The following is a 14,580-nucleotide window of genomic DNA, read 5'->3' as shown; positions in this document are numbered from 1 at the left end:
GTCGAGCAAAACCAATGCGAATACGGTTGAGTTGGTTAGAAGCATTTTCTTCGTGACGAGAGGTCCGATATGTCCCTGGCGCAACCAGCTAACGATGTGCTCACCAACAAGAAGGCAGCACTCAAGGGCCTCTATGACGCCCTCTACGCGAAAAACATGTTTCCGTTCTGGGCGACGTCGGAAGGCGTCGACCATGACGAGATCAAGCAGCTGATGGCGACGTCGAAGGCCGTTCCCTTCGTGTGGTCCTATTCGGACATCGAGCCGCTGCTGCAGCGTGCCGCCGAACTGGTGACCATGGACGACAGCGAGCGCCGTTCGCTGATCCTGGTCAATCCTGGACTTGCACCCAAGCGTGCATCGGTCAGCACCATGTACACCGCCTACCGCCTGAATGATCCCGACGAGATCATGCCGCCGCACAAGCACTCGCCGAGCGCCATTCGCTTCGGCCTGACCGGCAAGGGCAACTTCACCGGCGTCGAGGGCGAAGACGTGGTCTTCGGCCCGGGCGACATGGTGCTGACGCCCAACGACGCCTGGCACAATCATGGCACCGTGGGCGGCGAGCAGGCAGTCAACCTGTCGGTGCTCGACCTGCCGCTGGTCGAAACGCTGCATGCCGTCCATTTCGACCACAAATACACCGAGATGGTCGACGGCAAGGAAGTCGAGAAGAAGGTGCAGACCGCCCGCTATCCGAGCGACTACTCACAGCGCATCTATGGTGAGGGCGGCCTGATGCCGCGTTTCGTCGACCACAAGCGCGGCGGCGGCCTGTCGTCGCCCATGTATGTCTATCGCTGGGAGAAGATGGAAGCGGTCCTCGATGGCCACAAGGATTGGGATGGCGACCCTCATGAAGGCATCGTCATCGACTATGTCGATCCGACCACTGGCGGCCCGGTCTTCCACACCATCAATTTCTACGTGCAGATGCTGCGCCCCGGTGAGAAGACCTTGCCGCAGCGCGAGACGGCCAGCCTGCTTTTGGCGCCGTTCCGCGGCAACGGCCATTCGATCATCGACGGCAAACGCTATGACTGGAACCAGTTCGACACCATCGCCATACCCGGCGGTTCCTGGGTCGAACATGTCAACGGCTCGTCGAGCGAGCCGGTGATCTTCTTCGGCGCCACCGATGCACCGACGCAGAAGGCGCTGCTCCTCTACAAGCGCTGGGGCCGCAACCAGGCCGGCGATCTGCTCCGCCTCGTCTAGTTCCAGTCCTTCGGCAAGCACTGTCCCGCCGCCATTGGCGGCGGGACATCGAAATGACGTTTCAACAGCAAGGGCGTATGCATTTGGTTTCGGCGTTCAACACCAAGCAGATCGGCCACGTCGACTGCCCAGGCGGCGGCCAGGTCTGGGTCGACGGCAACATCCTCTATATCGGCCACATGCGGCCGCCGAGCGGCACGACGCTGGTCGACATTTCCGACCCGCGCAATCCGCGCAAGATAGCCACGATCGATGTTCCGCCAGGCTGGCACTCGCACAAGGTGCGCGCCAAGGACGGGCTGATGATCATCAACCACGAGCGCTTTGGCGATGCCGGCCCGGCCGATTTCGGCGGCGGACTGGCGCTCTACGACACCACCAAGCCGGCACAGCCCAAGCTCATCTCGAAGTGGATAACCGGCGGCAAGGGCGTCCACCGCTACGACTTCGACGGCCGTTACGTCTACATCTCGCCGACCGCCGACGGTTATGTCGGCAATATCGTGATGATCCTCGACCTGATCGATCCCACGAAGCCGGTCGAGGTTGGACGCTGGTGGATACCCGGCCAGTGGACCGGCGGCGGCGAAGAATACCCCTGGCATGACTATGTCACGCCGCGTTGCCACCATCCGCTGCGCATGGGCGACCGGCTCTTTGTCAGCTACTGGCATCACGGCCTGTTCATCCTCGACATTTCGGACATCACCAAGCCGAAGCTGATTTCGCACGTCAATTCGAGCCCAAGCTTTCCGCATCCCACCCACACCTGCCTGCCGATTCCACAGCCGCTCAAGGGCCGCAACATCATGGTGGTGGCGGACGAGGACGTCGCCAAGCTTCGGCCATCACCGCCGGCCTTCACGTGGATTTACGACATCACCGACGAGACCAACCCGTTGCCGATCTCGACCTTCCAGGTGCCGGGCCTCGACCCGGACGGTGAGCCGCAACCGCCGATGACGGGCTGCCATCAGCCTTCCGAACGGTTCAAGGGCACGATCATTCCGTTTGCGTGGTTCGCGCAGGGGCTGCGGCTGGTCGACATTGCCGACCCGTTCGCGCCAAAGGAAGTCGGCCATTTCATGCCCGACGCGCCGGAGGGGGCGGAGCGTTCCTCGTCCAACGACGTGACCATCGACGACCGCGGCATCGTCTATCTGATCGATCGCATTCGCGGCGTCGACATCATCGAAACCAGTGTTCTCTAGGAGCAGGCATTGAGCGACAGCACGCGAAAATCCGCCAGCCACTACGCAATCGGCAACAAGAACCCGAACCTGCCGTTTCATCCGGCGGTGCGTGCCGGCGATTTCATCTTCGTCTCGGGCCAGGTGCCGAAGGACGAGAACAACAACATGATCAGCGGCACGATCGAGGAAGAGACGCTGGCCACGCTGAAAACCATCGCGCGCGTCATCGCGCATGAAGGCGCGACGCTGTCGGATGTCGTGCGGATCACCACCTACCTCGAGGATACGCGCGATTTCGGCCGCTACAACAAGGCGTTCCTAGAAGGAATCGGCGACGCCGTCCTGGCGCGCACGACCGTCGAGGCAAAGGCGGTCATCAACACCAAGATCGAAATGGACGCCATCGTCTACAAGCCGCTGCCGGCGGGCAAGTAGGCCTTGGACACAATCGAGGAGACGACATGTACAAGCTGTTAGGCCGCCAGACATCAGGCAACGTCCAGAAGGTGCTCTTCATGCTCGAAGAGCTTGGCGCCGCATATACGCGCGAGGACTATGGCCGCCAGTTCGAGAACACCCAGACGGCGGAATACAAGGCGCTCAACCCGACCTCCAAGGTGCCGACGCTGGTCGACGGCGACACCGTGATCTGGGAGTCCAACACCATCCTGCGCTATCTCGCGGCATCCGGCGGCGAACAGTTGAATGGCGCCACAGCCGCGGAAAAGACCGAGGTCGAGCGCTGGATGGATTTCCTGCTGGCGGCGGTCAATCCCGGCTACCTGGCGGCCTTCAAAGGCGCCAAGCTCACACCCGAGGAGCAGACCGCCGAATACAAGGAACAAGTGAAGGACCTGGTCGCGCAGCTCAAGATCGTCGACGGCCACCTGGCCGGCAAGGACTTCCTGGCGCTCGGCAAGCTGACCCTTGCCGACATCGCCTGCGCGCCGATCCTGAAGCGCTGCGTCGACTTCAAGATCGACCGGCCGTCAATGCCCGATCTGGAGCGCTGGGTGGCGGCGATCGCCGCTCGACCGGCCTTCAAGTCGGCAACCGCTGCTGTTCCCGCAAAGGCGGCATGATGATCAAGCGCGCCGCTCTCATCGGACTGGGAACGATGGGTCCAGGCATCGCCGCGCGGCTTTCGCGCGGCGGGCTCGATGTCACGGCGTATGATGTTTCGCAAGCGTCGGTCGAGCGTGCCCGCGGCATGCTTGATCTCGCCGGCGGCGTGCTCGACCGTCTCGACATCAAGGCGCCGGGGACGGGCACCGGCAGCGTGCGTTTCGTCGAGACGCTCGCCGAGGCCGTCGAAGGCGCCGAACTGGTGATCGAGAATGTGCCCGAGAATATCGACATCAAGGCGCAGACCTATCGTGACATCGATCCGCTGATCGGCCCGTCCGTCATCGTCGCTTCCGACACGTCGGGCATCCCGATCACCAAGCTGCAGGCGCATATCTCGCATCCCGAGCGGATGGTCGGCATGCACTGGTCGAACCCGCCGCACATCATACCGATGATCGAGGTGATCGGCGGCGAAAAGACCGCGCCTGAAACCGTGGTTGTCATCCGCGACCTCATTCGCTCGATCGGCCTGCTGCCGGTGGTGGTGAAGAAGGACGTTCCAGGCTTCGTCGAGAACCGCGTGCTCTATGCGCTGCTGCGCGAGGCGGTCGACCTTGTCGAGCGCGGCGTCATCGAACCTGAAGATCTCGACACCTGCGTATCCTGGGGCATCGGCTACAAGATCGCCGTCATCGGCCCGATGGCGCTGCTCGATATGGCGGGGCTGGATATCTACAAATCCGTCTCGTCCTTCCTGAATGCCGATCTCTCCAACCGCGACGATGTCGCGCCGATGGTGCTGGAGAAGACGGCTGCGTCGAAGTTCGGCATCAAGTCGGGCGAGGGCATGTTTGCCTACACGCCCGAGCAGACAAAGGCGCTGCAAGGCGAACGGGCGCGCAAGCTCGTCGCGGTGCGGCGCATCCTGGAAGGCCGGGAGTAGCCAATGTCACATGGTGCGCAGAGGGCAGGCCGGTTTGAGGAGTTCCACCGGTCGGCTGTTTGTGTGAAGGGCGCCTTCGCAATGGCGCGGGTGCGGCCGACGACAGCGCGCGAGGTGACAAGCCATGCGCATTGAAACCATTCGAGCTGCCGGCGACAGGCCGGCCCATATCCGCCATGACGACCTGATCTCCGCCAAGGGCGTTTCGGTGGTCATCGCCCGGCAGCTGATCCTCCAAAACATCGATCTTTCCGTGCCAAAGGGGTCGTTTGTCTCCCTTATCGGTCCTTCCGGTTGCGGCAAGAGCACCTTGCTCAAGGTGCTGGCCGGGCTGGTGCAGCCGACCCAGGGCAGCGTTTCGATCGCCGGGCTCGCGCCGGTCGAGGCGGCGCGCAAGCGGATGATCGGCCTCGTCTTTCAGGACGCCAATTTGCTCCCCTGGAAAAATGCCGTCGACAATGCGTCGATGCTGCTCGGCATTGCCGACAAGTCGCTGTCGCGCTCGGATTTGCGGGCGCGCGGCCAGGAGATGCTGGAACTGGTGGGGCTCGGCGATAGCGCCCACAAGCGCCCAAACGAACTGTCGGGCGGCATGCGGCAGCGGGTTGCCATCGCACGGGCCCTGGCGCTCGACCCGGCGGTCCTGCTGATGGACGAACCGTTCGGCGCGCTCGACGCAATCACCCGCGATTCCATGGGCCAGTCGCTGCTGGAGATCTGGCAGCGTACCGGCAAGACGATCGTGCTCGTCACCCATTCCATCGACGAGGCCATCCATCTGTCGCGCCATGTTCACGTGCTGGGGATCAAGCCGGGGCGGATCACCGAGAGCCTCGACATTGCGCTGCCTTATCCGCGCGACCTGTCGGTCACCGAAGATCCGGAGTTCGTCAGGCTGGTGGTTCAGTTGCGAACGATGCTGCGCTCCAGCCATCAACCGGGAGGCGCGTCTTGAGCGACCAACCCATCACGGACCTTTCCGAGCCGCGGCTCGCCTCCAGTTGGAGTGCCGCGACCGGCAGTTGGCTTCCGGCGGTCATCCTGCTGCTGGTGACGATCGTGGTGTGGGAAGCGGCCGTGCGGATATTTGCCATATCCGCTTTCATCATTCCGGCCCCATCCGAGATCGCGAAATCGCTGGTCGGGCAATGGGGCACGCTGATGCAGGCGACGCTGGTGACGGCGGGCGAGATCCTGTTCGGCTTCCTGGTCTCGGTCGTGGTCGGCATTGCCATTGCGCTGGTCATCGTTCGCTTCGACTGGCTGGGACGCGCGCTGTATCCGCTGGTGGTGCTGTTCCAGAACGTACCGAAAGTCGCGCTCGCGCCGATCTTCATCCTCTGGTTCGGCTACGGGCTGGCGCCCAAGATCGGCCTGATCCTGGTCATCGCCTTCTTTCCGGTGACGCTGTCGATGCTGGCGGGCATGCAATCGGTCGACCGCTCGCTGCTGTCGCTGATGAATTCCGTCGGGGCCAGCCCGACGCAGATCCTGTTCAGGATCCGCGTTCCGCATTCGCTGCCGAACCTGATGGCCGGAACCAAGATCGCCGCCACTTTGAGCGTGATCGGCGCCATCGTCGGTGAGTTCGCCGGCGCTTCCGACGGTCTCGGCTACGTCATCCAGTTCGCGTCAACCCAGCTCGACACAGCGCTGGTCTTCGCGGCGCTGCTGCTCGTTTCCGTGCTTGGCATCGCCTTTTACTACGCCGCCGAAATTCTCGAACGCATCGTGGTGCCGTGGGCGCCGAAATTCAGCCAGTCCTAGGCCCGCTCGATCAACCAAATTCATAAAAGGGAACAAAAAATGCTGAGACGCTCACTTATCAAGGCCGCTACCGTCGCGGCATTTGTCACAGCACTCGGCTTTTCCAGCGCTGCTCTGGCTGCCGACAAGGTCAACGTCCAGCTCGACTGGGTGGTGCGCGGCAATCACGCATTGTTCTTCGTCGGCAAGGAAAAGGGCTTCTTCGCAAAGAACGACATCGATGTGGCCGAGATCCGCAAGGGATCCGGCTCGCCGGACGCAATGCGGCTGGTGGGCAATGAGAACGCGGACTTCGGGTTCGGCGATCTTCCCACGCTTGCCGTCGCACGGTCGCAGAATGTTCCGGTCGTGGCGCTGGTGGCCGTCAATCAGCACTCGCCGCTGGGCATCATTTCGCTGACCAAGACACTGAAGCTCACCAAGCCGTCCGACCTCAAGGGACTGACCATCGGAATTCATCCGGCCGGCTCCACCTACATCTTCTTCAAGGGCTTCCTGGCCGCCAATGGCCTGACCGAAAAGGACATGACGCTGAACAGCGTCTCGCCGCCCTATGAAAGCTATCTGCTTCTAGGCCGGGTTCAGACGGTCGTCGGCTATGTCGACGCCGAGGTTCCCGAACTTGAGGCCAAGGCCGGCGGCCCAGGCTCGCTCAGCATCATGATGGGGGCGGACTACGGCTGGAAGGCCTATGGCTCGGGCCTGTTCACCTCGCAGGCGATGATCAAGGACAAGCCTGATGTCGTGCGCCGCTTCGTCAAGGCCTACCGGGAGGCGTTCGACTATGTCGTCGCGCATCCGGAAGAGGCTGCCGAGATCACCGCCAAGGCAGCACCCGGCTATGCGGACAAGAAGGGTGTGCTGCTGGCGCAGATCAACGCCGACATCGCATCAACGTTCAGCAGCCCCGACACCAAGGAACACGGTCTCGGCTGGATGACGAAGACACAGTGGGAGGAGACCTTGAAGACGCTGACGGATCAGGGCGTGCTCAAGGCGGCTCTGTCGGCGGACGATGTCTTCACCGACACATTCCTGGCGAAGGAATAGGGCGCACGATGTTCAAACGGGCAGGTCGATGAGCGCCTACCGGCAGACCAGACTGTCCTGCGCCATGGCGCAGGACACATCACGCTTGCCTTTCGCCGCATCGGTGCGGTCGAGCGTGACCTGCACGCGGGTGGCATATGCGCGGCCCTCTAGACCGCACCATAGCCGCTCGACGGGCAGGTTCTCGCGCTTGTCGTTGAGGATCGTGAACGTGCCGGTCCTCGCATCGAACCAGAGTTCGATGCGAGCGCTCTTGCCCGGTTCGACCGTTGCGATCCCGGCCGAATACCAGTGGGCGAAGTCGGCGTTGCAGGACAGGCCTTCGCTGCCCGCATTCGAAATCGTCAACGGAACCATGTCGAGCCCGTCAGTGCCGGTGCGGACGGTGACATGGTGCAACTCAACCGCGTTGGCGAAGGACGATAACGCCAACATCACCGGAAGGGCATAACGGATCTTCACTTTGCCTGAGCTCCATATGTAATTTTTCCCTAGGCAGTCTATCTCGCTTTCGCGCAATAACAATAAGAATATTGATTGGTAAAACAACAGAGAGGGTAACATGTTAAAGCTTCTTAAGAGCAGTATAAGTGCAGTTATATTGACTGGTGTCTTGATGAGCGGCGCGCTTGCCGGCGAGGTCAAGTCGATCGCCATCCTGACGCCCGAAGAAGGCACGGACTATGGCTGGAACCAGCAAGGCATCGACGCCGCCAAGGCGGCGGGCAAGGCCGCCGGCGTCGAAGTGGTCGTGGCCCAGGGCCTCGGCTATGGCGACGTTCGTCCGACCTTGCGGGAACTTGCCTCCGACGGCGCCAGCCTGCTGATCGCCCATGCCAGCGGCTACAACACCTCGGCTCCCGAAATCGCCAAGGAACTGAAAGTTCCGGTGGCGATCGTCGACACGCCGAACGGCCTGGAGAAGGGCCTCGTCGCCGACTACACGCTGAGCGGCCACGAGGGCGCCTATCTCGCCGGTCGCCTCGCCGCCAAGGTGTCGCGCTCCAAGTCGGTCGGCATCGTCGTCTCGGGCGAACCGCCATCATGGAATTCGCAGTCGGCAGCGTTCGCGCAAGGCGTGAAGGCGGAAAACCCGGACGTCAAGATCACCTATGCGGTGATCGGCCCGGCCGCCTACAGCGATGCGGCCGGTGGCAAACGCGTCACCGAAAGCGTGATCGCATCGGGCGCCGACATCATCTTCGGCCAGGGCAACGGTTCGAGCTTCGGCATGCTGCAGGCTGTCGAGACGACCAAGGCAGCCGATGGCGGCAAGGTCTATTTCATCGACGTCATCGGCGACAAGTCGCCGATCGACAAGGGCTTCCTGCTGTCGTCGGTGGTGTGGAACATCGAGCCGGTCTATGCGGCGATGATTGCCGACCTGAAAGCCGACACGTTCGGCACCAAACACTATACGATCGGCCTCAAGGACGACTCGGTCAAGCTGCTGAAAACCGCTGCGATCCCGGATAATGTCTGGACGGAAATCCAGGCGCTGCGCGAAGACGTCATTTCCGGCAAGATCAAGGTCGATCCGGTCTATGACGCAGCCGCCGTCAGGGCACTGATGACCAGCGTCGCCCAGTAAGGCGATCACGGTCAGCTGCCGGAGGGGTGATCCGTTCACCCCTCCGGACGATTCCCGTTTTTTGGTGCTGGGCTTTCATGAGCAGTCTTTCTTCATCGTCCGTTGCCGGGCGCGACATTGTCGCGCTTGAAGGCGTGACCAAACGGTTCCCCGGCATAGTCGCCAATGACAGCGTCGACCTGTCGATCCGCCCGGGCGAAGTGCATGTGCTGCTGGGCGAGAACGGCGCTGGAAAATCGACATTGATCGGCATGCTGTCCGGCCTGCAGCAGCCGGATGAAGGACGCATATTGGTCGACGGCAAACCGACCCCGATCACCTCGCCGCGCCATGCGCTGGCACTCGGCATCGGCACCGTATTCCAGCATATGATGCTGGTGCCGACGCTGACGGTGGCGGAAAACCTCTTGCTTGGCGGGCCGTGGTGGCGCCGCCCCAGGACCGAGGAACTGGCGGCGCGGGTCGCCGAGATCACCAGCACGCTCGGCATCACCGTCAAGCTGCATGCCAAGGTATCGGAGCTGTCGCTCGGCGAGCAGCAGCAGGTCGAGATTCTGCGCGCGATGCTGCGCAACAGCCGGTTGCTCATCCTTGACGAGTCCACCTCCATGCTGACGCCGAAAGGCATCAACGAACTGGGCGCGCTGATGCGCCGCCTCGTCGAGCAGGGCCTGGCGATCGTCTTCATCACCCACAAGCTCAAGGAGGCGGCTGCCTTCGGCGACCGCATCTCGGTGCTGAAGCTCGGCCGCAAGGTCGGCGAGATCCCGCCCGAGCGGTTTCGTGCGCTGGGCGAACAGGAGATCATCTCGGAGATCGTGGAATTGATGTTCGGCAAGCAGAAGGATGACCCGGAAGCTGTCGAGCGTCCTGTCCGCACTGCCCGCGCCGGAACGGCCCCGCTGCTTCAGGTCGCGGATCTGACGGTTGCACCGACGGACAATGCGCCAGGCCTGTCGTCGATCTCCTTCGACATCCGCCCGGGTGAGATCCTGGGCATCGCCGGCATCGACGGCAACGGCCAGAAGCAGCTGGCGGAAGCGCTGGCCGGCCAGCGCACAGCCACCAGCGGCTCGGTGCGGCTGGACGGCGCCGCCATCGAGACGCTGAGCGTCGGCGAGCGCCGCCGGCGCGGCCTTCGCTACCTGACCGACGACCGGCTGGGCGAGGGCACTGTCGGCACCTTCCCCGTCTCGATCAACTTCTTCCTCAAGCAGGTCGGCGCGGCCCCGTTCTGGCGCAACGGCGTCGAGCAGCGCGCGGAGATCGACAAGCGCGCCGCCCAGCTCGTGCGCGAATACGATGTGCGCACGCCGAGCCTGAAGACGCCGGTCGCGCGGCTGTCCGGCGGCAACATCCAGAAGGTGCTTCTGGCGCGAGAACTGGCTGAGGGCGCCAAGGTGGTCATCTTCAACAAACCGACCTATGGGCTCGATCTCGCCAACACATTGGCGTCGCGCCAGCGCATCCGCGACACGGCAGCGCGTGGCCTTGCCGTGCTGCTGATCTCCACCGACCTCGAGGAATTGCTTGGTATGTGCGACCGTATAGCCGTCATCGCGAACGGAGCGCTGGTCGGTACCGTCGAGAATGCCGACGACGCCCGCACCAAGGTCGGTCGCCTGATGATCGGACTTGCCGCATGAGCATCGACACCGCACCCACGGTCAGTGCTACTGCACTCGATGCCACGAGCGGGACAGTGACACGCCGCGACATCCTGCATCGGATGCTGATGACGCTCGGCCCGATCCTTGCCGCTCTCGTCATAGCCGGCTGTATCCTGCTTGCAGTAGGCGTCGACCCGCTCGCCTATTATGGCTTCGTGCTGGAGAAAGGACTGTTCTCGCCGCTCGGCATCCAGCAGACGCTGACGCGCATGGCGCCGCTGCTGTTTCTTGCCGCCGGCCTGATCGTGGCCTTTCGCGCGGGCATGTGGAATCTCGGCGGCGACGGGCAGTTCCTACTTGGCGCGGTGACGGCGGCGGCCAGCGCTCCCGTGTTCGTGCAGATCATGCCAGCCTGGCTGGCGCTGTTCTGCTCATTCCTCATCGCCATGGTGGTGGCGATGATCTGGTCGCTGGTGCCGGCCCTGCTACGTGCCTATCAGGGCGTCAACGAGATCATCACCACGCTGATGATGACGTTCCTCGGCACGTCGCTCGCCAATGTGCTGGTCAAGCTGGCGTTTCGCGACCCGAACACGACCGTGCCGCAGACGCGCACGCTGCCGGTGGAAGACCGGTTGCCGCGACTGTTCGAAACGACCATCACCAGTGGCCTGCTGCTTGGGCTGGCGGCGATCGTCATCGTGCATCTGGTGATGACGCGCACGGCGTTCGGGCTGAAGCTGAGGATCGTCGGCGCCAATCCACGCGCGGCGGTTCACTCTGGGCTCGGCGTCCCCGGCCTGACCGTTGCCGTCTTCGCCATTTCGGCCGGGCTGGCCGGGCTTGCTGGCGCCGTCGACATCATCGGCGTCCAGGGCAATGTCCGCGCCGACTGGAATCCCGCCTATGGGCTTGCCGTGATTCCTGCCGTGTTTCTCGCCCGCATGAACGGTTTTGCGGCCATCGGCTTCGTGTTCCTGCTCTCGGTGCTTTCGATCGGCGGCGAGAGCGCGGCCCGGCGGCTCGGCGTGCCCAATCATTTCACGCTGGTGCTGGTTTCCATCGTGCTGATCGTGCTCGCTCTCGCCGAATATGTCGATCACCGATACAACCAGTCGCGGAGGGCCTAGGGCATGACCGGGCTCTTCAGCGAAGTGTTTCTCAGCGCGCTCCTGTTCGGCGCCGTCACCGCGGCGATCCCACTGCTGCTTGCCGGGCTCGGCGAGCAGATTTCCGAGAAGGCGGGTGTGCTCAATATCGGCATCGAAGGCATGATGCTGGCCGGCGCCTATCTCGGCTTTGTCGGCGCTTTCTATTCCGGGTCGCTGTGGCTGGGCTTTCTCACCGGTGCCGCGGGCGGCGCCACGGTGGCGCTTGTCATGGCGCTGCTTTGCGTGCGCATCGGGCTGAACCAGATCGTCATCGGCATCGCGCTGACGCTCGGACTCGAGGGTCTGACAGCACTGCTCCACCATTTCCAGTTCTCACGCAGCTACCCCCGCCTGCCGGCGGCGGATGCGACCGTCATTCCGCTGCTTTCGGACATTCCGGTCATCGGGCCTGCATTCTTCAAACATCATCTGATCGTCTATCTGGCGGTCGCGCTGGTTTTCGGCATGGGTTACATCTACCGGCGCACGCAACTGGGCCTCAACCTGCAGGCGGCAGGCGACAAGCCGGCCGCGCTCGACGTTGCCGGCATCGATGTCGTGCGGACCCGCACCATCGCCGTGTTGACGACCGGAGCGCTGGCCGGGCTCGGCGGCGCCTATCTCGCCAATGTCGGGGCCGGCCTGTTCATTCCGTTCATCACCAATGGCGCGGGCTTTCTCGGCATCGTGCTGGCCATGCTGGCGCGTGGTCGCCCGATCTGGGTGCTGTTCGGCGCGTTGCTGTTCGGCGTCTGCCTGTCGCTGACGACGGCCATGCAGGTGGCCGGCATCAACATACCGACCGACATCATCCAGATGCTGCCGTTCCTGGCGGTGATGATCATGCTGGTGCTGTTCGGCCGGCGCGCAAGCCTGCCGGCAGCACTCGGCATTCCATACGAGCGCGGCGCGCGCTGAGCACAATTCATGCGCGGACGGGACCCGCGCCAATAGGAGGCAAGAATGTCGGATACCAAGGTCTACCTGCTCGACGGCGGCTCGCTCGTTCTCGACGGATACCATGTGTTCTGGAACCGAGGCCCTGGCGGCGAAGTGCGCTTCCCCGTCTATTCGATCCTGATCGAGCATGCCGAGGGCCGGTTCCTCATCGACACCGGCTACGACTACGATCACGTGATGAAGGTGCTGCCGTTCGAAAAGCCGATCCAGGAAAAGCACCAGACCATCCCCGGCGCCCTGGCGCTGCTCGGCCTCGAGCCGAAGGACATCGACGTTGTCGTCAATTCGCATTTCCATTTCGACCATTGCGGCGGCAACAAGTATTTTCCGCATGCCAAGAAGATCTGTCACCGAACCGAGGTGCCGCAGGCCTGCAATCCGCAGCCTTTCGAGCATCTCGGCTATTCCGATCTGAGCTTTTCGGCGGAGGCTGCCGAAGCGCGTGGCGCGACCGGGCAATTGCTCGCGGGAACGACACGGGCGAATTCGACCTTCGAGGGCATCGAGGGCGACGTCGATCTCGCCAAGGGCGTAAAGCTGATCTCGACGCCCGGTCATTCGATCGGCCATTACAGCCTGCTGGTCGAGTTTCCCAAGCGCAAGCCGATCATGTTCACGATCGACGCGGCCTATACGCAGAAGAGCCTTGAAACGCTGTGCCAGGCTGCCTTCCACATCGATCCTGTGGCAGGCGTCAATTCGATGCGCAAGGTCAAGACGCTCGCCGAGGACCATGGCGCCGAGCTGATGTACTCGCACGACATGGAAAACTTCAAGACCTACAGGACCGGCACGCAATTCTACGGCTGACCGCCGCCAATCGGGAGACAAGACGATGCGCTATCTCGAACACGCCGATCCGGTCATCACCCTGACCGCGGGGCCGGTGAACGCCTATCCTGAAGTGCTGCGCGGCCTCGGTCGCACGGTGCTCTACGACTACGACCCGGCGTTCCTGCTCTTCTACGAGGGTGTGGTCGACAAGGCGCAAAAGGCAATGCGGCTGTCGAACAAGCCGGTCATCCTGCATGGCGAGCCGGTGCTCGGCCTGGAGGCCGCCGCAGCCTCGCTGATCGCGCCTGACGATGTCGTGCTCAACCTTGCCTCTGGAGTCTACGGCAAGGGCTTTGGCTACTGGGCGAAACGCTATTCGCCACATCTGCTCGAGATCGAGGTGCCCTACAACGAGGCGATCGATCCGCAAGCGGTCGAGGCAATGCTGAAAGCGCATCCGGAAATCACCGTCGTTTCCGTCTGCCACCACGACACGCCGTCCGGCACCATCAATCCAATCGACGCCATCGGCGCGCTGGTTTCAGCGCATGGCGGCTATCTCATCGTCGATGCCGTCTCGTCCTTTGGCGGCATGAAGACGCATCCGGAGGATTGCAAGGCCGATATCTATGTCACCGGCCCGAACAAATGCCTGGGCGCGCCTCCCGGCCTCACTATGATGGGCGTCAGCGAGCGGGCCTGGGCCAAGATGAAGGGCAACGAGGCGGCCCCCCGCGCGTCGATGCTGAGCATCGTCGACTGGGAGCATGCGTGGTCGCGGGACAAGCCGTTTCCGTTCACGCCGTCGGTCTCGGAGATCAACGGGCTCGACGTCGCGCTCGACCTCTACCTCAATGAGGGGCCGGAGGCGGTGTGGGCGCGCCACGCGCTCACCGCCAAGGCCATGCGCGCCGGCGTCGCCGCGATGGGCCTGTCGATCTGGGCCGCCAGCGACAGCATCGCGTCGCCGACCACGACCGCCGTGCGCACGCCCGAAGGCGTCGACGAGAAGGCGCTCCGCCAGGCCGCGCGCGCCCGCTACGGCGTGGTGTTTTCGTCTGGCCGCGGTGAAACCTTGGGCAAGCTGACACGCATCGGCCATATGGGGCCGACGGCGCAGCCGATCTATGCGATCGCCGCGCTGACGGCGCTTGGCGGCGCCATGAACGCGGCCGGCCAGAAACTGGCGGTCGGCAAAGGCATCGACGCGGCGCTGGCTGTTATCGACGCCGACGCCTGAACAGACATCATC

General features: G+C 63.2%; 15 protein-coding genes. 14 read left to right on the top strand and 1 reads right to left on the bottom strand.

Translation table 11 applies throughout. From position 1 onward, the window contains the following. The first annotated feature begins 69 nt into the window (after positions 1-69). The 8 genes from EN993_RS19665 (at position 70) to EN993_RS19630 (ending at position 7,242) form a co-directional block, all read left to right on the top strand. Positions 70-1,221 (top strand): cupin domain-containing protein, encoded by a 1,152-nt coding sequence (locus EN993_RS19665; protein ID WP_127264593.1) that lies wholly within the window; start codon positions 70-72, stop codon positions 1,219-1,221. 53 nt (positions 1,222-1,274) lie between these two features. Beyond that, positions 1,275-2,432, top strand: coding sequence for a hypothetical protein (locus EN993_RS19660; RefSeq protein ID WP_127264592.1), 1,158 nt, complete (start codon positions 1,275-1,277; stop codon positions 2,430-2,432). A gap of 9 nt (positions 2,433-2,441) precedes the next feature. After that, the gene (locus EN993_RS19655; RefSeq protein WP_056582478.1) at positions 2,442-2,849 is read left to right on the top strand and encodes a RidA family protein; all 408 of its coding nucleotides are present in this window, start codon (positions 2,442-2,444) and stop codon (positions 2,847-2,849) included. A 26-nt stretch (positions 2,850-2,875) separates the two neighbouring features. After that, on the top strand, positions 2,876-3,496 hold the full coding sequence (locus tag EN993_RS19650) for a glutathione S-transferase family protein (RefSeq protein WP_127264591.1): 621 nt from the start codon (positions 2,876-2,878) through the stop codon (positions 3,494-3,496). Next, on the top strand, positions 3,496-4,425 hold the full coding sequence (gene fhmpcd1, locus EN993_RS19645; protein ID WP_127264594.1) for a 5-formyl-3-hydroxy-2-methylpyridine 4-carboxylate 5-dehydrogenase: 930 nt from the start codon (positions 3,496-3,498) through the stop codon (positions 4,423-4,425). The genes EN993_RS19650 and fhmpcd1 overlap by 1 nt, the downstream gene beginning before the upstream one ends. Before the next feature lie 124 nt (positions 4,426-4,549). Further along, a complete protein-coding gene (locus EN993_RS19640) occupies positions 4,550-5,380 on the top strand; it encodes an ABC transporter ATP-binding protein (RefSeq protein ID WP_127264590.1) in 831 nt (276 codons plus the stop codon). Then, positions 5,377-6,192, top strand: coding sequence for an ABC transporter permease (locus EN993_RS19635; protein WP_127264589.1), 816 nt, complete (start codon positions 5,377-5,379; stop codon positions 6,190-6,192). The genes EN993_RS19640 and EN993_RS19635 overlap by 4 nt, the downstream gene beginning before the upstream one ends. A 39-nt stretch (positions 6,193-6,231) precedes the next feature. Next, the gene (locus EN993_RS19630; RefSeq protein ID WP_127264588.1) at positions 6,232-7,242 is read left to right on the top strand and encodes an ABC transporter substrate-binding protein; all 1,011 of its coding nucleotides are present in this window, start codon (positions 6,232-6,234) and stop codon (positions 7,240-7,242) included. A 36-nt stretch (positions 7,243-7,278) separates the two neighbouring features. Here EN993_RS19630 and EN993_RS19625 read toward each other — a convergent pair whose 3' ends face one another. Further along, positions 7,279-7,704 carry a hypothetical protein gene (locus tag EN993_RS19625; RefSeq protein ID WP_127264587.1) on the bottom strand — a complete coding sequence of 142 codons (426 nt, stop codon included), beginning with the start codon at positions 7,702-7,704 and terminating at the stop codon, positions 7,279-7,281. A 154-nt stretch (positions 7,705-7,858) separates the two neighbouring features. On the opposite strand from EN993_RS19625, the gene EN993_RS19620 reads away from it, so the two are divergent. The 6 genes from EN993_RS19620 to EN993_RS19595 all read left to right on the top strand — a co-directional run bounded on the left by EN993_RS19620 (position 7,859) and on the right by EN993_RS19595 (position 14,568). Continuing rightward, positions 7,859-8,833 (top strand): BMP family protein, encoded by a 975-nt coding sequence (locus EN993_RS19620; RefSeq protein WP_245462910.1) that lies wholly within the window; start codon positions 7,859-7,861, stop codon positions 8,831-8,833. A 77-nt stretch (positions 8,834-8,910) separates the two neighbouring features. Next, positions 8,911-10,479, top strand: a complete 1,569-nt coding sequence (locus tag EN993_RS19615; protein WP_127264585.1) for an ABC transporter ATP-binding protein — start codon at positions 8,911-8,913, stop codon at positions 10,477-10,479. Next, positions 10,476-11,573 carry an ABC transporter permease gene (locus EN993_RS19610; protein ID WP_127264584.1) on the top strand — a complete coding sequence of 366 codons (1,098 nt, stop codon included), beginning with the start codon at positions 10,476-10,478 and terminating at the stop codon, positions 11,571-11,573. Before EN993_RS19615 ends, EN993_RS19610 begins: the two co-directional genes overlap by 4 nt. A gap of 3 nt (positions 11,574-11,576) precedes the next feature. Continuing rightward, positions 11,577-12,512: an ABC transporter permease gene (locus EN993_RS19605; protein WP_127264583.1), complete on the top strand. Its 936-nt coding sequence runs from the start codon at positions 11,577-11,579 to the stop codon at positions 12,510-12,512. Between the two features lie 45 nt (positions 12,513-12,557). Next, entirely contained in the window at positions 12,558-13,364 is an 807-nt protein-coding gene (locus EN993_RS19600) for a 4-pyridoxolactonase (protein ID WP_109659559.1), read from the top strand. A 25-nt stretch (positions 13,365-13,389) separates the two neighbouring features. After that, positions 13,390-14,568, top strand: a complete 1,179-nt coding sequence (locus EN993_RS19595; RefSeq protein ID WP_127264582.1) for an alanine--glyoxylate aminotransferase family protein — start codon at positions 13,390-13,392, stop codon at positions 14,566-14,568. Positions 14,569-14,580: the final 12 nt, after the last annotated feature.

It is taken from the genome of Mesorhizobium sp. M7D.F.Ca.US.004.01.2.1, from assembly GCF_003997785.1.
Taxonomy (GTDB): Bacteria; Pseudomonadota; Alphaproteobacteria; order Rhizobiales; family Rhizobiaceae; genus Mesorhizobium; species Mesorhizobium loti.
This window is presented reverse-complemented; position numbering and strand designations above follow the sequence as displayed.